Below are 26,899 nucleotides of genomic sequence, written 5' to 3' on the forward strand. Positions count from 1 at the left end.
GGGAGCGGTCGTGGGCGAACGGACGACTGCGGACGGGGCCGGGGAGGGCCGTGCTGACGGGCCGTCGCGGCTGGGACCCGTCGCGGGCCTCAAGCACGCGCTGTCACTGCCGGCGACGAGCTTCGTGCTCGTCCTGGTGAGCGTGCTCGCGCTCACCGGGTTCGGCCTCATCATGGTCCTGTCCGCCTCGTCGATCACCGCCTATGACGGTGGTGAGGGCAGCTCGTTCGGGATCGTCGCGCGCCAGGCGGCGTTCGCCGTCGTCGGTCTTGCGATGATGCTGGTCCTGTCACGACTGGGCCCACGCTGGTGGCGACCCCTCGCGTGGGTCGCATTCGTGCTTGCACTCCTGCTCCAGGCGGCGACGCTGACCCCGTTGGGAGTGGAGGTGAATGGTTCCCAGAGCTGGATCAAGGTGGGTGGAGGCATGCGCGTCCAGCCGGCGGAGTTCGTGAAGGTCGCCTTCGCTCTCTGGCTCGGCGCGGTGCTCAGCCACGAAGCTGTCCGCACCCATGCCCTGCGGACGTGGGGCACGGCGGTCGGAGGTCTGGCCGCCGCCGGCGGGCTCATCATGCTCGGACACGACCTGGGCACCGCGATGATGGTCTTCCTCCTCTTCATGGGGGCCCTCTTCGTCTCCGACCTTCCGATCGTGGCGTCGTTCGGCACGGCGGCGGCCGGTGCCGGCGCAGTCGCCCTCTTCGTGCTCTCCAGTCCCAACCGACTGCGCCGCATCGCAGCGTCGCTCGGCGGTCGTGACGACGCATCGCAGGTGGACCTGCTGGGCGCCCACTGGCAGTCCGCGCACGGTGAGTACGCACTGGCGTCCGGCGGGATCTTCGGCGTGGGGCTCGGCGCCAGCCGCGAGAAGTGGTCGTGGCTGCCCGAAGCGCACAACGACTTCATCTTCGCGATCATCGGAGAGGAGCTCGGGCTCGTCGGCAGTCTGCTCGTGGTCGGCCTCTTCATCCTGCTCGGATGGGGCCTCCTGCGGGTGAGCCTGCGTGCCGCTGACCCGCTCATGCGCATCACATCGATGGCCGTGTTCATGTGGATCATCGGCCAGGCGGCGGTGAACGTCGCCGTCGTCATCCAGCTGCTGCCCGTGATCGGTGTGCCGCTGCCGTATGTGTCGTACGGTGGGTCCGCTCTCATCGCGAACCTCATCGCTGCAGGGCTGGTGCTCGCGTTCGCCCGGCAGGAGCCGGGCGCCGCCGACGCACTCGCGTGGCGGCGCAGCCGCCGGCGCCCCCTGTCAATCCTCGCTCGACGATCCGGAGGTCGCCCATGAGTCTGTCCGTCCTGCTGGCCGGCGGCGGCACCGCCGGCCATGTGTCGCCGCTCCTCGCGATCGCAGACGACCTCCGCTTCCAGGATCCCGGCGCCTCCATCGTGGTGCTGGGCACTGAGGAAGGGCTGGAGTCACGTCTCGTCCCAGAGGCGGGGCTCGAACTCGTCACCATCCCCAAGGTGCCGATGCCGCGTCGCCCCAACGCGGATGCACTGCGCTTCCCCGGTCGATTTTGCGGAGCGGCCAGGTCCGTCGTGGAGCTGCTGCGGGACCGTGACGTGGACGTGGTGCTGGGTGTCGGCGGCTACGTGTCGACCCCGGCCTACCTCGCCGCCCGGCGGACCGGGACGCCGATCGTCGTGCACGAGGCGAACGCCCGTCCCGGCCTCGCGAACAAGGTCGGTGCCCGCCTGACCCGATCGGACCTCGTGGGCTACGCGTTCCCGGGCACGCCGCTGAAGGGGCGCCATGTCGGCATGCCGATGCGTGCGCAGATCGAGGCGGTCGACTACGACGAACCCGGACAGCGTCGATCCGCTCGGCGGTCACTGGGCCTCGAGGAGGACCGCCCCACACTGGTCGTGACCGGCGGGTCGCTGGGGGCGCAGGCCATCAACGATGCGATGGCCGGTGCGCTCACCGCGATCGACGCGGCCGGTGTGCAGATCCTGCATATCACCGGTGCCGGCAAGGGAGAGGGCCTGCGCGAGTCGACGGCCGACCTGCCCCACTACCACGTGCGCGATTACGTCGACGGGATGGAGAACGCGTACCTCGCCGCCGATCTCCTCGTCTGCCGTGCGGGTGCGGGGACTGTGGCCGAAGTCTCCGTCGTGTGGGTCCCCGCGGTATTCGTCCCGCTTGCGGTCGGCAACGGTGAGCAGAAGCTCAACGCGGCGGCGCATGTGGATGCGGGCGCGGCGCTCATGGTCGACAATGCTGACTTCAGCGCGGACTACGTCGTCGACACCGTCCTGCCGCTGGTGACCGACGAGGAACGACTCGAGGCCATGCGGGACTCTGCGCGGCGTGAGGGATTCCCCGGCACTGCCGTGAGGACGATGACGCAGATGATCCACGACGCGGCAGGTGCGCAGCACCCCGACCGCGAGTACGGTCCTGATCGCTGGACGAAGCACGAGCGGTTCTACCGTTCTGGTGAGGAGAACGCATGACGACTTCCAGGGACATCGTCCCGGCGGCCGATCTGGGCCGTGTGCATTTCATCGGGATCGGCGGCGCGGGCATGTCGGGGATCGCCCGGGTCATGCTGGCCCGCGGCATCGCTGTGTCCGGCAGCGACGCGCGCGATTCCGACGTGGTCACCGGACTCCGCGCACTGGGCGCGATGGTGACGATCGGCCACGCGGGGGACACCGTCGAGGACGTGGACACCGTGGTCGTCTCCTCCGCCATCCGCGACGATAACCCGGAACTGGTGCGTGCACGGGGGCTGGGGCTGCGGGTGGTCCACCGCTCATCGGCGCTGGGTTCGCTGATGACGGACCGTCGGACCGTCGCCGTCGCAGGCACGCACGGGAAGACGACGACCACCTCGATGACGACGGTGGCACTCCAGGCGTGCGCCGCGGACCCCTCGTTCGTCATCGGGGGAGTCCTCACCGCCACGGGTGCGAATGCGCACGAGGGCACCGGGGACGTCTTCGTCGCGGAGGCGGACGAATCGGACGGCTCATTCCTCCTCTACGAGCCGACGGTGGGCATCGTCACCAACGTCGAGGCCGACCACCTCGACCACTACGGCACCGCGGACGCGGTCACGGAGGCCTTCCGCGCGTTCGCCCGACGCACCGCGGAGGCGGGCGGCACCCTCGTCGCCTGCCTCGATGATCCCGGTGCAGCAGGGATCGCTGCCTACGCCGCAGACCAGGGATGCGACGTGATCGGCTACGGTCTCGGTCCCTTCGACGAGCAGACTGTCGCCGGACTGCGGGTCGCTGCGATCGCACCGGGCGGCTCGCAGGGTCAGGACCAGGACTTCACGATCACTGTCGGGGAGCGCTCCATCCCCGTCGCGCTCCACCAGCCGGGGCACTACAACGCGCTGAATGCGACGGCCGCCGTGTGCAGCGCGCTGGCGCTCGGATACGCCCCGAAGGAGGCGGCACAGGGGCTCGCCGGCTACCACGGCACCCGCCGCCGGTTCGAGTACCGGGGCCAGGGCTCGGGTGTGCGGGTCTTCGACGACTACGCCCACCATCCGACGGAGATCACAGCGCTGCTCACGGCGGCGAAGGACGTCGTCGATCCGGGGGGCCGCGTCCACGTCGTCTTCCAGCCCCACCTCTTCTCCCGCACGCAGAGCTTCCGGCGCGACTTCGGAATCGCGCTCGGCATCGCGGACGACGTGATCGTCCTCGACGTCTTCCCGGCCCGTGAGGACCCCGTGCCCGGAGTGACGGGTGCGATCGTCGCGGATGAGGTGCCGCACGCCGGGGCAGTGTTCCTTCCCGCGTTCACGCAGGTGGTCCCGTATCTGCTCGAGCGCGTGCAGCCCGGTGACATCGTCCTGACGGTCGGAGCGGGCGACGTCACGGTGCTGGGCGCGGAGATCGTCGAGGCGCTCGGCGGCGCATGAGCACCGCCGTCGACCTCGGCGAGCTGCGCGCGTCCCGCCGCCGCACTGCGCTCCTGCGGTGGTCCATCGCGGTCGCGTCCCTGCTCGCGGTTGCGGGGATCGGAGCCGTCGCCTGGTACTCGCCGCTGCTGGCAGTCGAATCGGTCACCGCGGAGGGCGGAGGCATCGTCGATGCAGAGGCGGTGCGTGCGGACGTCGAAGAGCTCACTGCGGGCACGCCCCTGCCACGAGTCCGCACGGGTGGCCTGGCAGACGACCTCGAGGCCGAGCACTCGGCCGCGGCCGAGATCACAGTGTCGTACGCGGGTCCCCGCAGCCTCCACATCGTCGTCGTGGACCGCGAGCCCGTGGTGGCCGTGGTCGATGGCCGAGAAGCGGTCCGGTACGACGAGGACGGAGCGGCCATCGACACCATCCCCGCGGATGGAGTGGACGTGCCGACCCTCACCGTCGCGACGCAGGCGGACGCCGCTGCTGCGGCGAGGGACGGCGCGCGGCTGCTCACGGACATCGGGGGTAGACTCCCCGGTGAGATGGAGATGCTCGCCGTCGGCGCGACCGGCACCTACACTCTGCGGCTCACCACGGAGGCAGGGGAGGCCGAGATCGTCTTCGGCTCCGCGGAGGACGCGCAGCGGAAGGCCCAGGTCGCCGCCGTGCTGCTCGACGACGGGCACGACACCATCGACGTCTCCGTCCCGGACGTCCCCACAGTCGGCTGAGGCAAACCCGGAGCCGACACTCCGCGTGGCGTCGTTGCACTCGGAGCACGGGGGCAATAGCGTCGACCACAGATTGCATTACGCCCATTCCCCAGGGTCGAAAGAGGAAACCGACGTGGCTGAATTCCAGAGCGCAGGAGCAGACATCAAGGTCGCCGGCTGCGGCGGCGGCGGTGTGAATGCCGTCCAGCGAATGATCGACGTGGGTCTGCGCGGCGTCGAATTCATCGCCATCAACACCGACGCGCAGGCGCTTCTCCTGTCCGAGGCCGATCTCAAGCTGGAGATCGGCCGTGAGCTCACCCGCGGACTGGGTGCCGGAGCGGATCCGGAGGTGGGCCGCAAGGCTGCTGAAGACTCGGAGGACGCGATCCGGGAGGCGCTCGACGGCGCGGACATGGTGTTCGTCACCGCGGGAGAGGGCGGCGGCACCGGCACCGGTGCGGCACCCGTCGTCGCGCGCATCGCGCGCTCGCTCGGTGCGCTGACGATCGGCATCGTCACCCGTCCCTTCACCTTCGAGGGCCGTCGCCGCTCCGCTCAGGCGGAAGCGGGGATCAGGACCCTCCGTGAAGAGGTCGACACCCTCATCGTCATCCCGAACGACCGACTCCTGTCGATCTCCGACCGCAACGTGTCGCTGCTGGAAGCCTTCAACTCCGCAGACGAAGTGCTCCGGTCGGGAGTGCAGGGCATCACGGACGTCATCGCGGTGCCGGGAATCATCAACCTCGACTTCGCCGATGTGAAGTCGGTCATGCAGAACGCCGGCACGGCTCTCATGGGCATAGGCTCCGCCACCGGCGAGGACCGTTCGGTCCAAGCCGCTGAGGCCGCGATCGCCTCGCCTCTGCTCGAAGCGAGCATCGAAGGTGCGCACGGCGTGCTGTTCTACGTGCAGGGCGGGTCCGACCTCGGAATCTTCGAGGTCAACGAAGCAGCGCGGCTCGTGCAGGAGGCGGCGCACCCTGAAGCGAACATCATCTTCGGTGCTGTGATCGACGACAACATCGGCGATGAGTGCCGCATCACCGTCATCGCGGCCGGTTTCGACACACCGGCCTCGGAGACGCAGGATATGCGGACGCTCGGGCGCGCAGATGAACGCCCAGCCGTCGCAGAGGCCGCCTTCGAAGAGCCCGTCGCAGAAGAGCCCGAGCAGCCGATCCGCGAGGAGGCGCCTCAGGTGCAGAGCATCGCGCCGGAGCGGAATCGGGACCTGCCTCGTTCGCTGCCGGATGAGACCCCGACGAGGTTCGACAACTCCGACCTCGACATCCCGGACTTCCTCAAGTGAGGTAGAGGGCCTGACCGGGCCAGAGCTGGTCGGAAACGGCAGCGACCGCCCGGGACGGACGATCGGGACGAGGGTCCCGATCAGCGTGCATGAGTGGGAGGCGCTGTGCTGCTGAGCCGAGTGGAGCTGGCAGGCGCGGCAGGTCGTGTCCGCATGGCATTCACCGATCGCAACGGAGGCTACGGCCACGGGGCGTTCGGATCCTTCAACCTCGCCCTGCATGTCGGAGACGAGCCCGCGCTCGTGACTGCGAATCGCAGTCTGCTCGGTCAGGCGCTGGGCATCGACAGGATCTCCTTCGTGGAGCAGGTGCACGGCACAGCAGTGCACGACGTGACCTCTGACGCCGCCGCCTCCGCCGGGCTCGGGGGAGGCGCTGCATCTGAGGCGGTCGAAGCGGATGCGCAGGTGTCCGACTCTGCGGATGTGGGGCTCGCCATCCTGGTGGCTGACTGCACGCCCGTGCTCCTCGCGGATCCCGATGCCGGTGTCATCGGCGCGGTGCATGCGGGCCGGCGGGGGATGGTCGACGGCATCGTGGCCGCCACCGTCGACCGCATGCGTGCACGGGGGGCGAAGAGCATCGCGGCCGCGATCGGGCCGTCGATCGGGCCACGGCGATACGAGGTCCCGAAGGCCATGCGCGACGAGGTGTCCGCTGTGGAGCCGGTGACCGCGTCAGTGACGCGACTGGGCACACCGGCGCTGGATGTGGCGGCGGGAGTCGCGGAGCAGCTTGTGCGGGAGGGCGTGTCGATCCGGTACTGGTCGCCGCGCTGCACGCTCGAGTCGCAGGATCTGTTCTCCTACCGCCGAGACGGGACCACTGGTCGATTCGCCGGAGTCGTCTGGCTGTCGACCCCCGAGGGAGCGACACGCCCGCCCGCCTGAGCTGTCGGTGTGCTGTGCTCCGGTAGTTTCATGGGAGGGGATCACAAGGCTCCGCGCGAGCACAGCCGAAGGAGACGATATGTCCGCAATGCGCAAGGTCGCCAGCTACCTCGGCTTCGTCGAGGACGAGGACGACCCGCGCCTGTCTGAAGGCGCGAACCGTGACAGATATGAAGAGTTCCACGACGTGGGCGATTCGGGGGAGCACCTGACCGCACACGATGACTACGATTCCGCGCCCGTCATCGAGGAGCCGGCGGCGACGGTGTCGCCGATCCGCTCGTCGGTGCGACCTGTGGAGTCGGCCGCTCCGGGATCGCTGCACACGATCCGCACGATCCACCCTCGGAGCTACAACGATGCCAAGGCGATCGGACAGGCCTTCCGGGACGGGGTGCCGGTGATCATGGACCTCTCTGCGATGGACGACGCGAACTCGAAGAGGCTCGTCGACTTCTCCGCCGGTCTGATCTTCGGTCTGCACGGCTCCATCGAGAAGGTGACGGGGAACGTGTTCCTCCTCAGCCCGGAGCGCATCACCGTGACGACGGAGACCGAGGAGCGTCCCGACGAACAGGCGAGCTTCTTCAACCAGAGCTGAACCAGCGGCCCTGAGCACCGCGGATGAAAGAATTCCCAGGATGGCGGACTACAGTCGGTAGTCCGCCATCTGTGCACGTTCGGACGTGCAGCGGTGGACGAGGTGCCCTCGCCGACGATTGAAAGTGACACTGTGCTCAGCGCCATCCTCACCCTTGCAGGTACCCTGCTCAACCTCTACGTATTCGTGCTGCTGGCCCGTGTGGTGATCGACCTGATCCAGGTCTTCGCACGCGAATGGCGGCCGTCGGGCTTCCTGCTCGTCCTGTGCGAGTTCGTCTATACACTGACCGATCCGCCAGTGCGCTTCGTGCGCCGTTTCATCCCGCCCCTGCGTCTGGGGGGCGTTGCGCTGGACCTGGGATTCATCATCGTGTTCATCGGTGTGCAATTCATCGCGAGCTGGTTCTACTACCTTGCGGCAGTCGTCGCCTGAGGACCGCGGTGATCAGAGGCCGCGCACACCGGCGAGTCTGCGCAAGACACAGCCATAGTGATGCGGTATCGTGACAATCAGCTCGGCTGTCACCAGTCGAAGTGCCACATTGTTGTCGAGAAGAGGTTGGCCTCATGGCGCTTACGCCAGAAGACGTAGTGAACAAGCGGTTCCAGCATGTCAAGTTCCGCGATGGGTACGACCAGGACGAAGTCGACGACTTCCTGGATGAAGTCGTCGTTGAGCTGCGTCGCCTCTATCAGGAGAACGACGAGCTGAAGCAGAAGCTGTCTGCGGCAGAATCCCGTGCCGGTGAGACCGATTCGGGCGCTCCTGCTGCGCCGCAGGCGTCGGAGGATCCCCAGGCGACACAGGCCATGCCCGCGGCGGTACCCGCAGAGTCGGCGCAGGCTCCTGCGTGGGGCGCGACCCCGGCAGAGCCCGAGGCCTCGGCAGGGCCGGCAACCCCGGCAGAGCCGGAGGCTCCGGCAGAGCCGGCTGCACCGCTGGTCGCTCCGCAGGAGTCCCAGGCCGCAGTCGAGGAACCGCAGGCAGAGCCGGCGGCTCCCACACAGGCCCCGGACGCCTCAGCGCTCTCCGCGGCACCCTCCGGCAACGACTCGCACGGACTCATCGCACTCGCTCAGCGAGTGCACGACGAGCACGTGTCCGAAGGCGAGCGCAAGCGCGACGAGCTGATCGCCGAAGCAGAGACTCGCGCGACGTCCATCGTGGGCGACGCAGAGAAGAAGCGCGACGATACGCTCACCAGCCTCGAGACCCAGAAGTCGGATCTGCAGCGTGAGATCGACACGCTGCAGAACTTCGAGCGCCAGTACCGCACTCGTCTCAAGAGCTACCTCACGGATCAGCTGCGAGACCTGGAGAACTCCGGTTCTCTGGCTCCGGAGACACTCGGAGACAGCGCGGCGCGCCGCTCCATCTGACGCGGGCGGAGGCGACTCCGTCCTTCGCACCCACACGAGGGGTCCCGGCCGAACACGGCCGGGGCCCCTTCGCATTCACCGCGACCGTGGTCGCCGCTCCCTGAACATCCCGGAGTGGCCGACCGCCTAGGATGTGGGAGCACCGATCGGTGGTGAGGCCCGACTGAGAACACGAGAGGACCACGATGACCCTTGGCTCTGCGCGGACGGATGTGCCCGCTGGTGGACGGGCGCTGCGCGTCGTGCTCTGTGCGGTCGCCGCGACGGTCATCGTCGTCGACCAGGCGACGAAGCAGATCGCGGTCGCTCTGCTCGAGGGCGAACCGCGTGTCCCTGTGCTCGGCGAGTGGGCCGGATTCCTCTTCCACCGCAACGACGGAGCGGCCTTCGGCATGGGAGCGAACGCGACATGGGTCTTCACCGTCATCGCGCTGGTCGTGTTCGTGGCGATCCTGTGGGCGGGACGGCGCCTCGGTTCGCGCGCGTGGGCGTGGGCTCTCGGACTTCTGCTCGGCGGCCTCACCGGCAATCTGATCGATCGGCTGGCCAGGCCCCCCGAGTTCTTCCACGGAGCCGTCGTCGATTTCATCGACCTGTACTTCTTCGTGTGCAACGTCGCGGACATAGCGATCACCGGAGCGGCGGCGCTGCTGATACTCGCCTCGTTCCGGGGGATCGGATTGGATGGTCGGCTGGAGTCGGAGCGCGAGGCGGAGCGGAACGCAGAGAACACGGCGTCGGCGGCACTCGCCGATGCGGATCGAGGACCCGGGCCGGTCGGCGAGGCCGGCGCGGGCGAGGACGAAGAGGAGAGCACACGATGACCACACGGTCGCTGTTCGTGCCAGAGGGCTTGGACGGAGAACGCATCGATACCGCCCTGTCGCGGGCGCTCGGCCTGTCGCGGAGCGTCGCGGCGCAGATCGCCCAGGACGGGGGAGTCGAGCAGGACGGTCTGCGTGTGGGGAAGTCTGACCGTGCGCTGTCGGGCGCTCGACTCGATGTCGTACTGCCGGAACCGGAGCGACCCCTGGAGATCGTGGCCGAACCGGTCCCCGGCATGTCGATCATCCACGAGGACGATGCGATGGTCGTGGTCGACAAGCCGGTGGGAGTAGCCGCTCACGCGGCTGCCGGCTGGCACGGCCCCACGGTCATCGGCGGTCTGGCTGCGGCGGGGCACCGGGTCGCGACCTCGGGCGCAGCGGAGCGGCAGGGGATCGTGCAGCGTCTGGATGTGGGGACCTCCGGCGTGATGGTCGTCGCCAAGGGCGAGCGCGCATACTCGGTCCTCAAGCGCGCCTTCAAGGAGCGCACGGTGTCGAAGACCTACCACGCGCTCGTCCAGGGTCTGCCCGATCCGGTCGTCGGCACCATCGAGGCCCCGATCGGCCGCAACCCGCGTCGGGATGGTCTCTACGCGGTCCGCAGTGACGGCAAGCATGCCGTGACCCACTACAAGGTCCTCGAGGCGTTCCGCTCTGCGAGCCTGGTGGAGGTGGACCTGGAGACAGGGCGCACCCACCAGATCCGCGTCCACATGTCCGCGACCAAGCACCCCTGCTGCGGTGATCTCCCCTACGGAGCGGACCCGGCGCTGGCGGAGCGGCTGGGGCTCACTCGACAATGGCTGCACGCGATGCGGCTCGGCATCGAACATCCGGAGACGGGTGAGTGGATGGAGTTCGAGAGCCAGTACCCGCAGGACCTCCGGGAGGCTCTCGACACTCTCGAGGCCGCTCAGGGATGACGTTCGCACGTCAGCGATGCGCGGCATCGCAGCACGATGGCACGGCGACAGAGACAGGAAGAGCACGACGCGATGAGTGATGACTTCGTCCACCTCCACGTCCACACCGAGTACTCGATGCTCGACGGGGCGGCCCGTCTGGGCGATCTCATGTCCGCGGTGAATGCGCAGGGTCAGAAGGCTCTTGCGACCACGGACCATGGCTACCTGTTCGGGGCGTTCGACTTCTGGAGCCAGGCGACCAGCGCCGGGATCAAGCCCATCATCGGCGTCGAGTCCTATGTGACACCGGGAACCGCACGGAACGACAAGACCCGTGTGAAGTGGCGGACGGATGAGTCGCAGAAGGGCGACGACCTGTCAGGCGGCGGTGCCTATACGCACATGACGATGCTGTCGAAGAACAACACGGGCATGCAGAACCTCTTCCGGGCGTCCTCCATCGCCTCGCTCGACTCCGCGTTCGGCAAATGGCCGCGCATCGATCGCGAGCTCCTCAACACATACTCCGAGGGGATCATCGCGACGACCGGGTGCCCCTCGGGCGAGGTGCAGGTCCGACTGCGTCTAGGGCAGTACGAGGAGGCGAAGCGGGCCGCGGGAGAGTACCGCGAGATCTTCGGCGCGGAGAACTACTTCTGCGAGGTCATGGACCACGGTCTCAGCATCGAGAAGCGCGTTTCGAAGGACCTTCTGCGGCTGTCGAAGGAGCTCGACATCCCGCTGGTCGCGACGAACGACCTGCACTACACGAACGAGTCGGATGCGAAGGCGCACGAAGCACTGCTCGCCATCCAGTCGGGTTCGAAGCTGATCGAGCCGACCTATGACCAGGGCGGGTCACGATTCGCGTTCGGCGGCACCGGGTACTACCTCAAATCCGCAGCAGAGATGCGGCACCTGTTCCGGGAGATCCCGGAAGCGTGCGACAACACGCTGAAGATCGCCGACATGTGCGAGGTGTCGTTCGACACGAGCGCGAACTACATGCCGCGATTCCCCACTCCAGAAGGAGAGGACGAGACGTCGTGGCTCCTGAAAGAGGTCGACAGGGGCCTCCACTACCGCTATCCGGGCGGCGTTCCCGATGAGGCCCGGAGGCGGGCCGACTACGAGATCGACGTCATCGTCGGAATGGGGTTCCCGGGCTACTTCCTCGTCGTCGCCGACTTCATCAACTGGTCGAAGGACAACGGCATCCGGGTGGGACCCGGGCGGGGTTCCGGCGCCGGTTCGATGGTCGCCTACGCGATGCGCATCACGGACCTCGATCCGCTCACGCACGGTCTGATCTTCGAGCGCTTCCTCAACCCGGAGCGCGTCTCGATGCCCGACTTCGACGTCGACTTCGATGATCGTCGCCGCGGCGAGGTCATCGAGTACGTGACGCGGAAGTACGGGGCCGAGTACGTGGCGATGATCGTCACGTTCGGGACGATCAAGACGAAGCAGGCGCTGAAGGACTCCGCGCGTGTGCTGGGCAAGCCGTTCAGCATGGGTGAGCACCTCACCAAGGCGCTGCCACCGGCGGCGATGGCCAAGGACATCCCCCTCGCGGACATCGAGGATTCGAAGGCCCCCCGCTACAACGAGGCGGGTGAGTTCCGCTCGCTGCTCGAGACCGATCCCGAGGCCCGCGAAGTGTTCGAGACCGCGAAGGGCCTCGAGGGGCTGAAGCGTCAGTGGGGCGTCCACGCGGCCGGAGTCATCATGTCGTCCGAACCGATCATCGACGTGATCCCGATCATGCGCCGGTTCCAGGACGGCCAGGTCATCACGCAGTTCGACTATCCGACGTCCGAGGGCCTGGGCCTCATCAAGATGGACTTCCTGGGTCTGCGCAACCTCACGATCATCTCCGATGCGATCGAGAACATTCGCCTGAATCAGGACATCGACCTGGACCTCGAGCAGCTGACCCTCGACGACCCCGCTGCGTACACGCTGCTGTCGCGCGGAGACACGCTGGGCGTCTTCCAGCTGGACGGCGGCGGTCTGCAGGGACTTCTGCGCCTCATGCAGCCGGACAACTTCGAGGACATCTCTGCGACCCTGGCGCTGTACCGGCCGGGTCCGATGGGCGCGGACTCGCACACGAACTATGCGCTGCGCAAGAACGGGCGCCAGGAGATCACACCGATCCACCCGGAGCTCGAGGAACCGCTCGCGGAGATCCTCAACACGACCTACGGCCTCATCATCTACCAGGAGCAGGTGATGGCGATCGCGCAGAAGGTCGCGGGCTACAGCCTGGGCCAGGCGGACATCCTGCGTCGTGCGATGGGCAAGAAGAAGAAGTCCGAGCTCGACAAGCAGCAGGTGGGGTTCTTCGAGGGGATGAAGTCCAACGGGTTCTCCGAACCTGCCGCGCAGGCGCTGTGGGACATCCTGCTCCCCTTCTCCGACTATGCGTTCAACAAGGCCCACTCGGCCGCCTATGGCGTCGTCTCCTACTGGACGGCCTACCTCAAGGCGCATTATCCGGCCGAGTACATGGCATCGCTCTTGACATCGGTGGGCGACAACAAGGACAAGCTCGCGATCTACCTGGGCGAGTGCCGTCGGCTGCAGATCACGGTCCTGCCGCCGGACGTCAACGGGTCGCACGCGAACTTCACCCCAGTCGGGAACGACATCCGGTTCGGCATGGGCGCAGTGCGCAACGTGGGGCAGAACGTGGTGGAGGGCATCGTGGCCGGGCGCCGGGACAAGGGCGACTACACGACGTTCGGCGACTTCCTCGACAAGGTCCCGGCGCACGTGTGCAATAAGCGCACGATCGAATCGCTCATCAAATCCGGTGCCTTCGACTCACTGGGCGACACCCGCCGTGCACTGGTGGAGGTCCATGAGGAGGCGGTCGACGCTGTCATCGGCGTGAAGCGTCAGGAGGCGCACGGCCAGTTCGACCTCTTCGCGGGACTGGGAGGTGACGACGACTCGGAGCCCGCCTTCACGGTGCCCGTACCGGAGAGGCCGGAGTGGGACAAGAAGGAGAAGCTCGCGTTCGAACGCGAGATGATCGGGCTCTACGTCTCGGATCACCCCCTCAACGGCCTCGAAGGCGTCCTGGCCGCGGAGGCCGAGGCCTCCATCGCCGAACTCATCGACCCGGAGCGGGGGCGGCCCGACGGGGCGCAGGTGACGATCTGCGGGATGATCACCGGCGTGCAGCGGAAGGTGTCGAAGAACAGCGGCAGGCCCTACGGCATCGTGACGGTCGAAGATCTCGAGGCGTCTATAGAGGTCATGTTCTTCGGCGACTCCTATGAACCGGTGGCGGGGATCCTCACGACGGACCTCGTCATCGCCGTGACGGGTCGTGTCCGGACGTCCGACGACAGGCCGACGAGCATGATGGCCCAGTCGATGACGCTTCCGGACGTCACGGATCCGGCGGACCGCCCGCTCTCGATCACCATTCCGTGGGAGCGGTGCACGACCCCCGTGGTGGAGAGGCTGGGCTCCGTCCTCGAATCCCATCGTGGAACGACGGATGTGCATCTCACGCTCGTCCAGTCCGGCCGGCGATGCGTCATGCGGCTCGACCGCACATTTCGGGTGGACATGGGCCCGAGCCTGTTCGGCGACCTCAAGGCACTGCTGGGACCCAACTGCCTGCGCTGAGTCGGAGAGCGGACACTAGGATGGACGTCGTGGACACGCTCGAGAACATCCCCCTCATCGACCTGCGCGGAACCGCGCTCGATCGCCGCACGCTGCGGTCCCGTCTGCCGCGGGCGACGGCCGAGCAGAACGCACCGCTCGAGGCTGTTCGACCGCTTCTGGACGACATCCGCGATCGCGGCCGTGCCGCGGTCGCGGATGCCGCTGCGCGCTTCGACGGCGCGACGTCCGGGAGGTTCCGCGTCCCCGCCGCCGCACTGTCGGAGGCGGTGGAGACCCTCGATCCCGCCGTGCGACTGGGACTGGAGGAGGCGATCCGGCGGGTGCGCACGGTGTCCGCCGCAGAGGTCCCCGCACCGCGGACGACCTCCGTCGCAGACGGTGCGTCCATCACCACACGGCATCTGCCCGCTGACCGCGTGGGCCTCTACGTGCCCGGCGGTCTCGCGGTCTACCCCTCCTCCGTCGTCATGAACACGGTGCCTGCGCAGGAGGCCGGCGTCCGGTCGATCGCGATCGCCTCGCCTCCGCAGTCGGCCACCGGCCTGCCGCACCCCACCGTGCTCGCGGCGGCCCACCTCTTGGGCGTCGACGAGGTATGGGCCATCGGCGGTGCGCAGGCCATCGGAGCCTTCGCATTCGGGTTCGCCGATCTGGACGGCGAGCTCGGCACCGAGGAGTCGCTGGAGCCGGTCGACATCATCACCGGGCCGGGGAACGCATACGTCGCGACTGCCAAGGCCCTGGTGCGCGAGCACGTCGGGATCGACGCGGTAGCCGGACCGACGGAGATCATCGTCCTGGCGGATGCGGCCGCGGACCCCGTCTTCATCGCCGCGGATCTCATCAGCCAGGCGGAGCACGACCCCCTCGCCGCCGCAGTGCTGGTGACCGAGTCCTCGTCGCTCGCCCAGGCAGTCGACTCGCACCTGGGCGCGCGGACCGCTGCGGCCGAGCACTCGGAGCGGATCAGGACAAGCCTCGCCGGGCCGCAGTCGGGCATCGTCCTCGTGGACTCGCTGGACGCAGGGATCGCCGTCGTCAACGCGTATGCGGGGGAGCACGTCGAGCTCCACGTCGCGGACGCCCAGGACGTCGCCGGGCGCATCGTCAATGGTGGAGCGGTGTTCGTGGGCGCTCACACGCCCGTCGCACTGGGTGACTACATCGCGGGATCGAATCACGTGCTCCCGACGATGGGAACGGCCGCGTTCGGCGACTGCCTCTCCGTGCACGCCTTCCTGCGCGTGAGTCAGGTGGTCGACTACACGAGGGATGCTCTCGCCGAGGTCGCGGACCACATCACCGCACTCGCGTCCGCGGAGCGACTCCCGGCCCACGGTGAGTCGATCTCCGTGCGATTCGCCGATGAAGCCCGGGAGGCCTGAGCCGTGCACTGTCCCTTCTGTCGCCACCCGGATTCGCGCGTCGTCGATTCCCGCACCGCGGAGGACGGTTCCTCGATCCGTCGGCGCCGTCAGTGCCCGCAGTGCAACCGCCGATTCACGACCATGGAGGCGACAAGCCTCGCGGTGATCAAGAGGTCAGGCGTCTCCGAGGAGTTCTCACGCCAGAAGATCGTCACCGGAGTGCGCAAGGCCTGTCAGGGACGCCCTGTGAACGACGATGACCTGGCAAAGCTCGCCCAGCGGGTGGAGGAGAAGATCCGCGGTCTGGGCGTCGCGGAGATCGATGCGGACGAGGTCGGGCTGGCCATCCTGGAGCCGCTGCGTGCACTGGACCAGATCGCGTACCTGCGGTTCGCCAGCGTCTACCAGGGATTCGACACGCTGGAGGACTTCGAATCCGCGATCGCTTCGCTGCGACGTGATGCAGAGGCGGCAGGATCAGGTCCCGCGTCCTGAGGGCAGGTCCCGCTTCCTCGAGCGCACACCTCGCCTGACGCCGCGCACTGGGGCAGGGAGACCGCCCTCCCAGCACACGCATCCCGGGCCGTGGAGACAGGCCGGCTCAGGTCAGTGTCCGTGCTGTTCAGAGGCCCCAGGGCGATCTTCTGCGGCGGTTCGCGGACGACGGTGCGCCGGAGTTCGAAAGAATTGCGCGACGGACGCGACATATGTGTAAGATGACAACTGCGCACCGACGGTGCGCCCGCCGCCGGCGGCATCGGAGGGGAAGCCGACGCCGCCGGCGGTCTTCATTCATCCCGCTGTGACGTCCGCTTCCGGTCCTGTCTCGGTGAAGTGCTCGTCGAGCACGGACGGGTTCGCGGCGAGGATCGTCAGCCGGGACGTCGAGCGCGTGAGTGCGACATACAGCGCACCGATACCCGCGTCCGTCGATCGATCGCCTGTCGGATCCGCCTGCACTGGGGCGATGAGCGTCGGCTCTGCCACGATGACGGAGTCGAACTCGAGGCCCTTCGCATCGTACGGAGTGAGCACGGCGATCCGATGATCGATCGCGGTGGGGCCGAATCCCACATCCTCGAGCACGTCCGACGATCGCTCCTGCGCCGACTCCGCAGCGATGGCATGCTCGACCAGCTCCATCAGGCCCTCGGGCACGATGACGGCCACGCGGCCGCCGTCCACTGCCGCAGCCTCCTCCCGGATGCTCGCGGGCATGTCCTCCACGAGCGACTGCACAGAGCCGTAGTGCCGCCGCGTGGGTGCCTCGTCGCCTTCCCGCACTGCTTCAGGAAGTGTGAGGGCCGGGAACCGGGCGGCGAGGAGGGCATTGGCGGGCCCCATGATCGAGCGCGGTGTCCGGTACGACACGGTGAGCTCCTCGAGGCCGAAGCGATCACCGACATGCGGATCCAGGACTGAGTGCCACGTGCGGCCGGCATCCGTCGCGGACGCCTGGGCGAGGTCCCCGACGAGGGTCGCGGACTTGCTGGGGACCCGACGGAACAGGAGGCGGAGCTGCATGGGGGAGAGCTCCTGGGCCTCATCGGCGACGAGGTGGCCGAACGTCCACTCCCGGTCATGGGCCGCACGGTCCGAGACCTCACCCGCCGCCGCGGTCTCCCTGTACCGCTGGGCGAGCTGCTGAGGAGAGACCCAGGTGCCCGTTTCCGTCATGTCGACGACCGCCTCGGCGTACTCGACCTCCGGGTCCTGCCCACGGTCGGCCGGGACTCCGTCGGTGCCGATCAGCTCTGCGATCTCGTCGAGGAGTGGGACGTCCTCGACGGTGAGGGGTGCGCCCTTGGGACGGTGCAGGACGTCGATCTCCGCTGCGGAGAGGACACCCCGCGAGGCGGCGGCGAGTCGGTGGCGCTTCGAGAGCAGCGCGTCGAGCACTCCTGCGGGGGTGAGCGGCAGCCAGCACAGGTTCACCGCGATGCGCACATCGCGCGAGGCGCGCAGATCCTCGAGGAACTCAGGTAGGCGCTCTCCGGGGGTGTCGAGGCCCTGTGCGCGTGCCAGCTCCTCCGCCAGGGACCGCAGCAGCACCTGGACGAAGACGGTGCGGGCGTCATTGTGGCTGTCGTCGGTCCGGCGCGCGCGTTCGCGGGCTGTCCGCACGTCCGCCGGCCGCAGCGTGACCGCGTACGGTCCGACCCCCAGACGCTGCTCCTCGGTGGGCACTCGCTGATAGGAGCGGACCATCCTGCGCACGACGTCGGCCATCCGCAGGTCGCCCTTCACTGCTGCGGTGTCGGGCGCATCGCGCAGGGCCGTGTCGACACCGGGCATGAGCTGTCCCGGTGTGAGGAGCACAGCACCTGTCTCGCCCAACGACGGGAGCACTCGTTCGATGTACCGCAGGAACACCGGGGACGGTCCAATGAGGAGTACGCCCGACTTCGCGATGCGCTCACGGTGCCGATAGAGGAGATAGGCCGCACGGTGGAGCGCGACGGCTGTCTTCCCGGTGCCCGGACCACCCTGGACGACGAGGGTCCCGGCCAGGTCGCGGCGGATGATCCGATCCTGCTCCGACTGGATCGTGGCGACGATGTCGCCCATGCGGCCCGTGCGGCGCGCGTCCAGGGACGCCATGAGCGCCCCTTCGCCCTGCAGCCGGGAGCGTTCGTCCTCGTCGAGCCCCTCGAGGTCGAGCACGTCGTCCTCGACGCCCGTCACGGTCCGGGCACGGGTGGCGACATGCCGCCGTCGGACCAGACCGCTGGGCTCGGCCGCCGTGGCGCGGTAGAACGGTTCGGATGCGGGCGCACGCCAATCCATGAGCAGCTGTGAGCGGTCTGGAGCGGAGAGACCGATGCGTCCGATGTATATCGTCTCGCCATCAGCAGCATCGATGCGACCGAAGCACAGGCCCTCCTCTGCCGACTGATAGCGGATCAGGGTGTCTTCGTACATCGTCGCGAAGGCATCGCGCTCGGACCGGTTCTGGTGGTGACCGCCCACCTTCGACCTGCGCACCGTCGACAGGGACTCGCGCGTCTCCGCACGCAGATCGTCGAGGCGGGCGTACAGGGTGTCGATCTGCGCCTGCTCGTGCGCGATCTCGCTTCGCTCAGTCATGTCGCCTTTCTGAGATGTGGGCAATCCATTATGGCGCATCCGCGGCCCGGAAGCGTGCAGCGAGGCCCGATGCAGTCAGGAGTTCGCCCGGACGTCACCTGGTGGTGAGGCGATCGCGCGCTGGAGAGGTCGCCGCGCGCGGCATGTCGTCACCGACGGGCGTGCGCCGGTCCCAGGTGCGACATGAGCTCGACGCCGGACCGGACGGATGCTCCGTCGCCTCGGACCAGCGACTCGACGGCCCGGGCGTCGATCGGGTCGTGGGCCGCGGCGACGACCACGTTGCCGCGTCGCCGCCGGCGGAACTGTGTGGGGTCGACGACGGCGAGCACGTGGGAGAAGCGCGTGCGCAGGCCCTCGATCTCGGACCGGAGAGCCGTTCGATCCGCGTGATCCGCGACATTCGCGATGTAGGCTCCGTGAGGCCCGAGCGCCGCGTGCACCCCGTCGAACCATGCGGACGACGACAGTGCGTCCGGGGTGGTGTCTCCCGCGAACGCGTCGCGGACGATGAGGTCGATGCTGTTCGGACGGAAGCGCGTGATCTCCTGGGCGCCGTCAGCTGCGCGGATCGCAAGGGCAGGCGAGCGCGGCAGATCGAGGTTCGCGCGCACCCAGTCTGCGAGAGCCGCATCGACCTCGACGACCGTCTGGCGCGATCCGGGCCTGATCGCGTCGAGATGACGGGGGAGCGCGCAGGCCGCTCCGCCGATGTGGACGGCGCGCACCGATCGTCCCGCGGGAAGAGCGGAGGCGGTGAGATGGGCCATCCAGCGCAGGTACTCGAAGTCCAGGACCCGAGGGTCGTCCGAACGGTAGGGCGACGAGGGGACGCCGTTCAGGGTGAGTACGTAGGCGTGCGGATCGCCCGGCACGGCGTCGAAGGATGCGGTTCCCGTATCGGCGGGGACGGGCCCTGTCAGAGGGGAGAGCGGGGCCCGGGACCCGGACCGAGCGCGACGAGCGGACATCGGACCAGAGTAGTCGCTGTCCACCGCCGGAGAACCGACGGCCTCAGCGAGCCGCGGGCGGGGCAGCGGTGCGTCACAGGCTCGCACCGCCGCGATCGATCCGTGCGCACAGAGCCCGGTGGACTGAGAGAGCGCGCTCCACAGCTCACTCCGGGGACTGGCTGCGGCGCACGCGGCGGAATGGACTGCGGCCATGGATACGGAGAGAGTGACTCATGGCCCTGACCTCGTCGGCATCGTCCCGCACCTGCTGGGCTATCCGCCTGAGGATTCCCTCGTGCTCGTGACGGCGACGAGGACGGCGGACGGGACCGGGCAGATCGGCCCCAGCCTGCGTGTCGACCTCACCGTCGAGAAGGCGAGACGGCTCGACGCCCCAGCCGTCCGTCGCTTCACAGCACCCCTGTGCGCGGTGCCGGAGGCCGACACGATCTTCCCCGTCCTCTACAGCGATGTCCTGGCGGACTTCCATCTGCGCTGGGATGACCGTGAGCCGATGCCCGACGCAGACCTCGCCGCGGTGGAACTCCTGCTCACCGCACTCGACACCGTGACCGATGTGCTCGGCGACATGGGGTTCGCCGTGTTCCCGGTGCTGTGGTCCGGCAGCGGCGACTGCGGGGAGGTCGGCATGACGGAGACGTCCTCCCTGGACTCAGTGCGGCCGGCAGCCGCCACGAGGGGGCTCGGGGCGGCGAGCACCCTCGTGGCGGAGAGCTTCGCCAGCTGTGTGCGGGTACCGGAGCCGGACGCCGCCACAGCCGCTGCGGTCGACGCCCTGCGCAGGGAGAGGTTCGCCGATGCGGAGCTCGTCGACGGGCTCGTGTCCGAAGCCCTCCTGCTGGATGCGCGAGCTCATGCTCGTGCGGCCGGCGAGGTTCCGGACGTGTCCCTGGTGGTCGATCCGCGGGCGGTTCTGGCGGTCGAGCGACTCTGCCGCAGAGTCGCAGATCGCGACATCATCCAGATGCTGCTGGCGGGGGACCACCCCGATTTCTCCGCCGCACGCCTGCGCAACTTCTCGCCGGGGACCTTCCTGCCGTACGCACGCCGATGCGTCGACGCAGGGGGAGCCGCGGAGCACATCGTCGGTCTGGCGCCCGACCCGCCGCGTCACGTCGCGCTGGCCGAGTCGGTGGGCTGGCTGCGCCACTGCCTTCCGCTGGTGATCGACGACGTGCGCCCGGATGTGCTGGCCCTCATCGCGTGGTTCGAATGGGCGAGGGGAAGGATGTCATTCGCGGAGCACTACGTCGAGTGTGCGCTCTCCGACGATCCGGATCATCGGCTCGCCTCCATGCTCCGGAGGGCCATCGACGACGGGATCCCGCCGCGGTGGCTGCATCGGAGGTGAAGAGGTGCCGTCGTCGGGGGAGAGGATGTCGCCCGACGGTTTGGGCGCGGGGGAATACCGTGCAATGATGGAGTGTTGACCCGGTCGAACGCGATGCCGGAGGTCCATACCTCCGCGCAGTTTGACATGGGTCTTACTGGTGCCCGAATGGGCCCGGTGGCCTCCGCCCTCTGCCGAAAGGTTCGCACGTGCCCACGAAGGATACGGGAAAGTCGAGCGCTCAGACCAGCAGCGAAGGCGCTGAGAAGCCGACCGCAGCAGCGACGCCGAAGAAGACCACGGCTGCGAAGAAGGCTCCTTCCTCGACAGCGAAGACCGCGGCGAAGGCGACCGCCGCCAAGAAGTCGACGGCCGCGAAGTCGACCGCTGCGAAGTCGACAGCGACGAAGACCACTGCCGCGAAGGCCACTGCGGCGAAGACGACGGCGTCGAAGACCGCTGCGGCGAAGACGACGGCCGCCAAGACCGCTGAGACGAAGACCACCGCAGCGAACAAGGCCACAGCGAAGACGGCCACGGGGAAGACGGCCACGGCGGCCAAGGGCGACGAGGGCCTCGAGAGCACCGAGCCGACGACGCTGGAAGAGGCCGGCGTCGAGGACGTGGATCCCAACGAGACCACGGAGACCAAGAACTCGATTGAAGAGGAGAAGGACGAAGAGGTCAAGGAGGCCGGCGGCTTCGTCGTCTCCGACGCGGACGATGATGATCAGCCGGCGCAGCAGGTCGTGTCTGCGGGCGCGACTGCGGACCCCGTCAAGGACTATCTCAAGCAGATCGGCAAGGTCGCGCTGCTCAACGCCGCAGAGGAGGTCGACCTCGCGAAGCGCATCGAAGCGGGGATGTACGCAGACCACCTCGTGAAGCAGGGAGACGTGACCGATCCCAAGGTGGTGCGGGAGTACCAGTGGATCATCCACGACGGTCGGATCGCGAAGAACCACCTCCTCGAAGCGAACCTCCGTCTCGTGGTGTCGCTCGCGAAGCGCTACACCGGTCGAGGGATGCTGTTCCTGGACCTCATCCAGGAGGGGAACCTGGGCCTCATCCGTGCGGTGGAGAAGTTCGACTACACCAAGGGCTTCAAGTTCTCGACGTATGCGACGTGGTGGATCCGACAGGCGATCACCCGCGCGATGGCCGACCAGGCGCGGACGATCCGCATTCCCGTGCACATGGTCGAGGTCATCAACAAGCTCGCGCGGGTGCAGCGCCAGATGCTCCAGGATCTGGGTCGTGAGCCTGCTCCGGAAGAGCTCGCGAAGGAGCTCGATATGACACCGGAGCGTGTGGTCGAGGTGCAGAAGTACGGCCGCGAACCCATCTCGCTGCACACGCCGCTGGGCGAGGACGGTGACTCAGAGTTCGGTGACCTCATCGAAGACTCCGAAGCCGTCGTCCCGGCGGACTCGGTGAGCTTCACGCTCCTCCAGGAGCAGCTGCACTCCGTCCTCGATACGCTCTCAGAACGTGAAGCCGGGGTCGTCTCCATGCGCTTCGGCCTCAATGACGGACAGCCGAAGACGCTCGATGAGATCGGCAAGGTCTACGGCGTGACCCGCGAGAGGATCCGCCAGATCGAATCGAAGACGATGGCGAAGCTGCGTCACCCCTCGCGGTCGCAGGTGCTCCGCGACTACCTCGACTGAGAGCACACTCCTGCTCAGGGCGCTCGTCGCACCGGCGCTCGCTGCGGAACGACTGCGGCCCCGTCCTTCCAGGCGGGGCCGCAGTCGTTTCGAACGCCGGTGCTCGGTCACCGCGGTGCAACGAGCGGTCATCTCGGTGTGACAGTGCTCGCACACGCCGCGCGGGAGGGTTCCCCGATGATCGTGATCACGGATCACGTCTGGTGCGGACTGCGTGCGGTCCGCATGCGAACAGACCCGTCAGGCGGGGGACACCAGTGTGAATGCCGCATTCTGCGCATCGATGAAGCGACCGACGCGACCGTGGTGGGAATCATGCGGGGCGGCGAGGACGTCCCCACCCAGTTCGCGTACCCGTTCGACCAGTGCGTCGACGTCGTTCACGTTGATGTGTGCTTCCCAGTGCGCGGGGACGGAGACGGCAGAGGCGTCGAACACGCCGCCTATCCGGGTCCCTGCATGCTCGATGGCCCAGTACCCCTGCTGTGAGGCGGCACTGCCCTCCATGTCGCCCGCGGCGACCTCCGAGCCGGTGAGGGAGGAGAAGCTCCACGCGAACGTCGCTGCGTAGAAGTCGCTGACCGTCGGGTCGGCGGTGAAGAGCTCCGCCCACTGGACTGCGCCTGCCGTGCCGAAGGACTGCATCGCGCGGTCGTCGTCATAGGCGAGCACGCCGAACGCAGTTCCCGCGGGATCGGACGTCAGCGCCACGCCGGCGGACCCGTCGAAGTCCGGGATCGCCATGAGCGCCTGCCCGCCGGCCTCGTCCACGTGTGCGAGGTGCGCGGACAGCTCTTCGACGCGGAAGTAGACGGACCAGAACGCTGGGCCCTGCTGACCCGGAGGCTGTGCGCTCACGCCGGCGACGCGCAGGCCCTCCGAGTGCGCGGCGCTGCCGAGGCCCAGTGGTCCCGCGCCCTCGAACTGCCACCCCAGGAGCTGGGAGTAGAAGCTTTCAGCAGCGTCGGGATCCGGCGAGCTGAGCTCGAACCAGCAGGGGGCGCCGAAGGGCGGGTCGTACGGAAGGGGGGCCATTGCGGCTCCTGGCGTCGGGGAAGATGTGCCGCGGCTCCTGGCCGCACCCCGACAGTCTAGGTGCTGTGACGAGCCTGTGCCCGGTGCCTGGTGGACTGCGACGTCGGCGGGGTCATCTCACGAGCGTGACGGCCAGCGCGTCGACGATGGCCCGTGCGATGCGCTGCTGCCCCTTCTCGGACTGGAGCATCCTCGCATCCTCGGCATTGCGCATCTCGCCTGCCTCGACCATGATCGCCGGGACGGAGGCGTTGTTGAGAGTCGCGAGGTCGTCCCGCACGACCAGGTCGTCGTACGCGGGGCTGCGGGTGAGGCCCGCGTCCTCGAGCGAGGCCGCGAGTGCGGTCCCGAGGGCCTCGGACACGTCCGCGACCTGCTCGTCCGCACGGCCTCCCGCCGGGGCGGCGATGACGTGGAAGCCGCGGGCGGAGTGGTCCTCTGTCCCGTTCGCATGCAGGCTCACCAGGGCATCCGCATCGTCTGCGAACGTGCCGCGCTCATCGACGCAGGGCCCTACCCCGTTGTCATCGGCGCGGCTGAGGACCACCGATGCGTCCGCCTCCTCCAGGGCGTCGACGAGCACCTCAGCCGCTTCCCACGCGAAGCGGTGCTCGGGGTACCCGTCTGTGGACTCCGTGCCGACGGTGTTGCAGTCCTTCGTCCCGCCGCGGCCGTCCGGAACGCTTTCTCTGATCGTGGCCGGGTTCGCGCCGTTGTCACCGTTGTGACCGGGATCGACGGCGATGGTGAGTCCGGACAGCGAGGCGCTGGACGCCCTGGTCTCGGCATCCTCCGGGTCCGAGCCCTCGGGTGCCGGCCCTCGTTCCGCCGGCTGAGCGGATTCGGGCACCTGTTCGCCGGTCGCAGTGTGCGACGCGGAGGTGGACGTGGGGGTGCCTGCCCCTGCTCCTGCCCCTGCACCGCAGCCGGAGACTGCGAATGCGAGGACTGTGAGCACAGCGAGGCCACGTGCGGCACGGGTGAGGAGTGAGGTGTGGTGCACGCCACCGAGTATGCCGCACGCAGGGGTGGAGCGGCGCGCCTGCGGGGCGCGTTCCCGGCATCTGACGGCCCGGCGCTCTAGAATGGAGCGTCGGAATCCGCAAGCGAAGGGGGCCGTGGTGGCGCAGAGCGCGAACAAGAAGGCGGACGAGAGCTACGATGCACGGCATCTGTCGGTGCTGTCCGGCCTCGAGGCGGTCCGCAAACGGCCGGGGATGTACATCGGCACCACTGATACGCGCGGTCTCATGCACTGCCTGTGGGAAGTCATCGACAACTCCGTCGACGAGGCACTGGGCGGCCACGGTTCGACGATCGACATCACGCTCTTCCCCGACGGGTCTGTGACCGTCGCGGATGAGGGGCGCGGGATCCCCGTCGACATAGAACCGCGCACCGGCCTCAGCGGCGTCGAGGTCGTCATGACGAAGTTGCACGCGGGCGGCAAGTTCGGCGGGGGCTCCTACGCGGCTGCCGGCGGTCTGCACGGTGTGGGTGCGTCCGTCGTCAACGCACTCTCCGCGCGCCTCGACGTGGAGGTGACGCGCGGATCGAAGGTGCATCGGATGTCGTTCCGCCGTGGTGAGCCCGGCCGCTTCGACGATTCTTCGGGGGACCTGTCGGCCGACAACCCCTTCACGCCCTTCACGGAGCCCACCCCACTCGACGTCGTGGGCAAGGCGAAGCGCGGTGCCACCGGCACGAAGGTGCGGTACTGGGCCGATCCACAGATCTTCCTGCCGAACGCGGAGTTCCAGTACAGCGAACTCGCGGACCGAGCCCGTCAGACCGCGTTCCTGATCCCGGGCCTGGGCATCAGGGTGACGGATGAGCGCGGCGTCGTGCGTGATGAGAACGGCGAGATCGTGCGGAGCCGGACTGAGGAGTTCCGCTATGAGGGCGGCATCTCCGAGTTCGTCGACCATCTGGCGGCGGACCCGATCATCACGGATGTCTGGAGGCTCGGCGGAGAGGGGACGTTCACAGAGACGGTCCCGGTACTGGGCGACGACGGCCGCATGGTGTCCCAGGACGTCACGCGCGACGTGGCCGTCGACATCGCTCTGCGCTGGGGCACGGGCTTCGAGACCAAGCTGAGGAGCTTCGTCAACATCATCGCGACCCCCAAGGGCGGGACCCATGTGGCGGGGTTCGAGCAGTCGCTCCTCAAGACGGTGCGCAAAGCGGTCGACGCGAACGCCCGGAAGCTCAAGGTCGGCAAGGACAAGCTGGAGAAGGACGACGTGCTGGCGGGCCTCACGGCCGTTGTGACGGTGCGTCTGGCCGAGCCGCAGTTCGAGGGCCAGACGAAGGAGGTGCTCGGGACCGCCGCGGTCAAGCGGATCGTGGCGCAGACTGTGGAGAAGCAGCTCTCCGCGCAGCTCGATTCGTCGCAGCGGCAGACGAAGGCGCAGGCCGGTCGCCTGCTGGAGAAGGTCGTCTCGGAGATGAAGGCGCGGATCTCCGCGAGGACGCATCGTGAGAACCAGCGCCGGAAGACGGCCCTGGAATCATCGTCGCTGCCGGCCAAGCTCTACGACTGCCGCGTGAGCGACCGTGAGGACACTGAGCTGTTCATCGTCGAGGGCGATTCCGCGATGGGGACGGCGAAAGCCGCACGGGATTCCGAGCATCAGGCGCTCTTCCCGATCCGCGGCAAGATCCTGAACGTGCAGAAGGCTTCCGTGGCGGACATGCTCGCGAACGCGGAGTGCTCGGCGCTCATCCAGGTGGTGGGGGCGGGAGCGGGCCGCAGCTTCGCGGTGGATCAGGCCCGCTACGGCAAGGTCATCATCATGACGGACGCGGACGTCGACGGCGCACATATCCGCACGCTCCTGCTCACCCTCTTCTTCCGCTACATGCGACCGCTCGTCGAGTCCGGGCGGGTGTTCGCGGCGGTTCCCCCGCTCCACCGAGTGGAGGTGGTGACGGGACGCGGAAAGCCGAACGAGGTCATCTACACGTATTCGGAAGAGGAGCTCAACACGCTGCTCGCGAAGCTCGTGAAGCAGAAGAAGGTGTACAAGGAGCCGATCCAGCGCTACAAGGGGCTGGGGGAGATGGACGCGGACCAGCTGGCGGAGACGACCATGGATCCGTCCCTGCGCAGCCTCAGGCGCGTGACGATGGCGGACGCGGAGGCGGCAGAGCACACGTTCGCACTCCTCATGGGCTCCGAGGTGGCCCCGCGCAAGGAGTTCATCGTCGCCGGCGCCGCTGCACTCGACGCAGAGCGCATCGACGCGTGACGGGGCCGCGGTCGGGGGG

The 26,899-nt window shown here is 68.1% G+C and carries 21 protein-coding genes; 17 read left to right on the forward strand and 4 right to left on the reverse strand.

What is annotated here, in order from left to right; all coding sequences use genetic code 11:
* Positions 1–10: 10 nt before the first annotated feature.
* From BJEO58_RS10835 to nrdR, 14 genes are all read left to right on the forward strand, one after another.
* The gene (locus tag BJEO58_RS10835; protein ID WP_246075982.1) at positions 11–1,291 is read left to right on the forward strand and encodes an FtsW/RodA/SpoVE family cell cycle protein; all 1,281 of its coding nucleotides are present in this window, start codon (positions 11–13) and stop codon (positions 1,289–1,291) included.
* Complete coding sequence (gene murG / locus BJEO58_RS10840; RefSeq protein ID WP_101589495.1) at positions 1,288–2,466, forward strand: undecaprenyldiphospho-muramoylpentapeptide beta-N-acetylglucosaminyltransferase; 1,179 nt, start codon at positions 1,288–1,290, stop codon at positions 2,464–2,466. Before BJEO58_RS10835 ends, murG begins: the two co-directional genes overlap by 4 nt.
* Positions 2,463–3,890 carry a UDP-N-acetylmuramate--L-alanine ligase gene (gene murC, locus BJEO58_RS10845; RefSeq protein WP_101589496.1) on the forward strand — a complete coding sequence of 476 codons (1,428 nt, stop codon included), beginning with the start codon at positions 2,463–2,465 and terminating at the stop codon, positions 3,888–3,890. Before murG ends, murC begins: the two co-directional genes overlap by 4 nt.
* Positions 3,887–4,612 (forward strand): cell division protein FtsQ/DivIB, encoded by a 726-nt coding sequence (locus BJEO58_RS10850; RefSeq protein ID WP_101589497.1) that lies wholly within the window; start codon positions 3,887–3,889, stop codon positions 4,610–4,612. Before murC ends, BJEO58_RS10850 begins: the two co-directional genes overlap by 4 nt.
* A 115-nt stretch (positions 4,613–4,727) precedes the next feature.
* The gene (ftsZ, locus tag BJEO58_RS10855) at positions 4,728–5,909 is read left to right on the forward strand and encodes a cell division protein FtsZ (protein WP_101589498.1); all 1,182 of its coding nucleotides are present in this window, start codon (positions 4,728–4,730) and stop codon (positions 5,907–5,909) included.
* 153 nt (positions 5,910–6,062) lie between these two features.
* A complete protein-coding gene (gene pgeF / locus BJEO58_RS10860; RefSeq protein ID WP_101589552.1) occupies positions 6,063–6,800 on the forward strand; it encodes a peptidoglycan editing factor PgeF in 738 nt (245 codons plus the stop codon).
* 79 nt (positions 6,801–6,879) lie between these two features.
* Positions 6,880–7,401 (forward strand): cell division protein SepF, encoded by a 522-nt coding sequence (locus BJEO58_RS10865; RefSeq protein ID WP_101589499.1) that lies wholly within the window; start codon positions 6,880–6,882, stop codon positions 7,399–7,401.
* A 132-nt stretch (positions 7,402–7,533) separates the two neighbouring features.
* Positions 7,534–7,836 carry a YggT family protein gene (locus BJEO58_RS10870; RefSeq protein WP_101589500.1) on the forward strand — a complete coding sequence of 101 codons (303 nt, stop codon included), beginning with the start codon at positions 7,534–7,536 and terminating at the stop codon, positions 7,834–7,836.
* 134 nt (positions 7,837–7,970) lie between these two features.
* Positions 7,971–8,783 carry a DivIVA domain-containing protein gene (locus tag BJEO58_RS10875; RefSeq protein WP_101589501.1) on the forward strand — a complete coding sequence of 271 codons (813 nt, stop codon included), beginning with the start codon at positions 7,971–7,973 and terminating at the stop codon, positions 8,781–8,783.
* Positions 8,784–8,968: 185 nt separating this feature from the next.
* Positions 8,969–9,607, forward strand: a complete 639-nt coding sequence (locus BJEO58_RS10880; RefSeq protein WP_101589502.1) for a signal peptidase II — start codon at positions 8,969–8,971, stop codon at positions 9,605–9,607.
* The gene (locus BJEO58_RS10885; protein WP_101589503.1) at positions 9,604–10,533 is read left to right on the forward strand and encodes an RluA family pseudouridine synthase; all 930 of its coding nucleotides are present in this window, start codon (positions 9,604–9,606) and stop codon (positions 10,531–10,533) included. Before BJEO58_RS10880 ends, BJEO58_RS10885 begins: the two co-directional genes overlap by 4 nt.
* 72 nt (positions 10,534–10,605) lie before the next feature.
* The gene (gene dnaE, locus BJEO58_RS10890; protein WP_101589504.1) at positions 10,606–14,160 is read left to right on the forward strand and encodes a DNA polymerase III subunit alpha; all 3,555 of its coding nucleotides are present in this window, start codon (positions 10,606–10,608) and stop codon (positions 14,158–14,160) included.
* Between the two features lie 29 nt (positions 14,161–14,189).
* Positions 14,190–15,548: a histidinol dehydrogenase gene (hisD, locus tag BJEO58_RS10895; protein WP_246075983.1), complete on the forward strand. Its 1,359-nt coding sequence runs from the start codon at positions 14,190–14,192 to the stop codon at positions 15,546–15,548.
* A gap of 3 nt (positions 15,549–15,551) precedes the next feature.
* Positions 15,552–16,025 (forward strand): transcriptional regulator NrdR, encoded by a 474-nt coding sequence (gene nrdR, locus BJEO58_RS10900; RefSeq protein ID WP_101589506.1) that lies wholly within the window; start codon positions 15,552–15,554, stop codon positions 16,023–16,025.
* A 297-nt stretch (positions 16,026–16,322) separates the two neighbouring features.
* Here nrdR and BJEO58_RS10905 read toward each other — a convergent pair whose 3' ends face one another.
* Both BJEO58_RS10905 and BJEO58_RS10910 read right to left on the reverse strand, forming a co-directional pair.
* Positions 16,323–18,617, reverse strand: a complete 2,295-nt coding sequence (locus tag BJEO58_RS10905) for a HelD family protein (protein WP_101589507.1) — start codon at positions 18,615–18,617, stop codon at positions 16,323–16,325.
* A gap of 149 nt (positions 18,618–18,766) precedes the next feature.
* On the reverse strand, positions 18,767–19,588 hold the full coding sequence (locus BJEO58_RS10910; protein WP_144573819.1) for a spermidine synthase: 822 nt from the start codon (positions 19,586–19,588) through the stop codon (positions 18,767–18,769).
* Positions 19,589–19,781: 193 nt separating this feature from the next.
* Between BJEO58_RS10910 and BJEO58_RS10915 the strand changes: the two genes are divergently transcribed.
* Entirely contained in the window at positions 19,782–20,942 is a 1,161-nt protein-coding gene (locus tag BJEO58_RS10915) for a DUF4192 family protein (protein WP_101589509.1), read from the forward strand.
* Between the two features lie 188 nt (positions 20,943–21,130).
* Entirely contained in the window at positions 21,131–22,591 is a 1,461-nt protein-coding gene (locus BJEO58_RS10920; protein WP_101589510.1) for an RNA polymerase sigma factor, read from the forward strand.
* Positions 22,592–22,831: 240 nt separating this feature from the next.
* Here the strand turns inward: BJEO58_RS10920 and BJEO58_RS10925 are convergent, their stop codons facing one another.
* Both BJEO58_RS10925 and BJEO58_RS10930 read right to left on the reverse strand, forming a co-directional pair.
* The gene (locus BJEO58_RS10925) at positions 22,832–23,626 is read right to left on the reverse strand and encodes a VOC family protein (protein ID WP_101589511.1); all 795 of its coding nucleotides are present in this window, start codon (positions 23,624–23,626) and stop codon (positions 22,832–22,834) included.
* 112 nt (positions 23,627–23,738) lie between these two features.
* Positions 23,739–24,629 carry an N-acetylmuramoyl-L-alanine amidase gene (locus tag BJEO58_RS10930; protein WP_180951916.1) on the reverse strand — a complete coding sequence of 297 codons (891 nt, stop codon included), beginning with the start codon at positions 24,627–24,629 and terminating at the stop codon, positions 23,739–23,741.
* An 82-nt stretch (positions 24,630–24,711) separates the two neighbouring features.
* Between BJEO58_RS10930 and BJEO58_RS10935 the strand changes: the two genes are divergently transcribed.
* Positions 24,712–26,880 (forward strand): DNA gyrase/topoisomerase IV subunit B, encoded by a 2,169-nt coding sequence (locus BJEO58_RS10935; RefSeq protein ID WP_101589512.1) that lies wholly within the window; start codon positions 24,712–24,714, stop codon positions 26,878–26,880.
* The last annotated feature ends 19 nt before the right edge of the window (positions 26,881–26,899 follow it).

The sequence above is a fragment of the Brevibacterium jeotgali genome, assembly GCF_900169175.1.
Lineage (GTDB): Bacteria > Actinomycetota > Actinomycetes > Actinomycetales > Brevibacteriaceae > Brevibacterium > Brevibacterium jeotgali.

Bases quoted from the DNA above. Each gene is read 5' to 3' on its own strand.
- BJEO58_RS10865 (WP_101589499.1), top strand. From the start codon at position 6,880: ATGTCCGCAATGCGCAAGGTCGCCAGCTACCTCGGCTTCGTCGAGGAC.
- pgeF (WP_101589552.1), top strand. From the start codon at position 6,063: ATGGCATTCACCGATCGCAACGGAGGCTACGGCCACGGGGCGTTCGGA.
- murG (WP_101589495.1), top strand. From the start codon at position 1,288: ATGAGTCTGTCCGTCCTGCTGGCCGGCGGCGGCACCGCCGGCCATGTG.
- BJEO58_RS10935 (WP_101589512.1), top strand. From the start codon at position 24,712: ATGGAGCGTCGGAATCCGCAAGCGAAGGGGGCCGTGGTGGCGCAGAGC.
- BJEO58_RS10915 (WP_101589509.1), top strand. From the start codon at position 19,782: ATGGATACGGAGAGAGTGACTCATGGCCCTGACCTCGTCGGCATCGTC.
- BJEO58_RS10925 (WP_101589511.1), bottom strand. From the start codon at position 23,626: ATGGCCCCCCTTCCGTACGACCCGCCCTTCGGCGCCCCCTGCTGGTTC.
- BJEO58_RS10905 (WP_101589507.1), bottom strand. From the start codon at position 18,617: ATGACTGAGCGAAGCGAGATCGCGCACGAGCAGGCGCAGATCGACACC.
- murC (WP_101589496.1), top strand. From the start codon at position 2,463: ATGACGACTTCCAGGGACATCGTCCCGGCGGCCGATCTGGGCCGTGTG.
- BJEO58_RS10850 (WP_101589497.1), top strand. From the start codon at position 3,887: ATGAGCACCGCCGTCGACCTCGGCGAGCTGCGCGCGTCCCGCCGCCGC.
- BJEO58_RS10875 (WP_101589501.1), top strand. From the start codon at position 7,971: ATGGCGCTTACGCCAGAAGACGTAGTGAACAAGCGGTTCCAGCATGTC.
- BJEO58_RS10880 (WP_101589502.1), top strand. From the start codon at position 8,969: ATGACCCTTGGCTCTGCGCGGACGGATGTGCCCGCTGGTGGACGGGCG.
- dnaE (WP_101589504.1), top strand. From the start codon at position 10,606: ATGAGTGATGACTTCGTCCACCTCCACGTCCACACCGAGTACTCGATG.
- BJEO58_RS10910 (WP_144573819.1), bottom strand. From the start codon at position 19,588: ATGTCCGCTCGTCGCGCTCGGTCCGGGTCCCGGGCCCCGCTCTCCCCT.
- BJEO58_RS10885 (WP_101589503.1), top strand. From the start codon at position 9,604: ATGACCACACGGTCGCTGTTCGTGCCAGAGGGCTTGGACGGAGAACGC.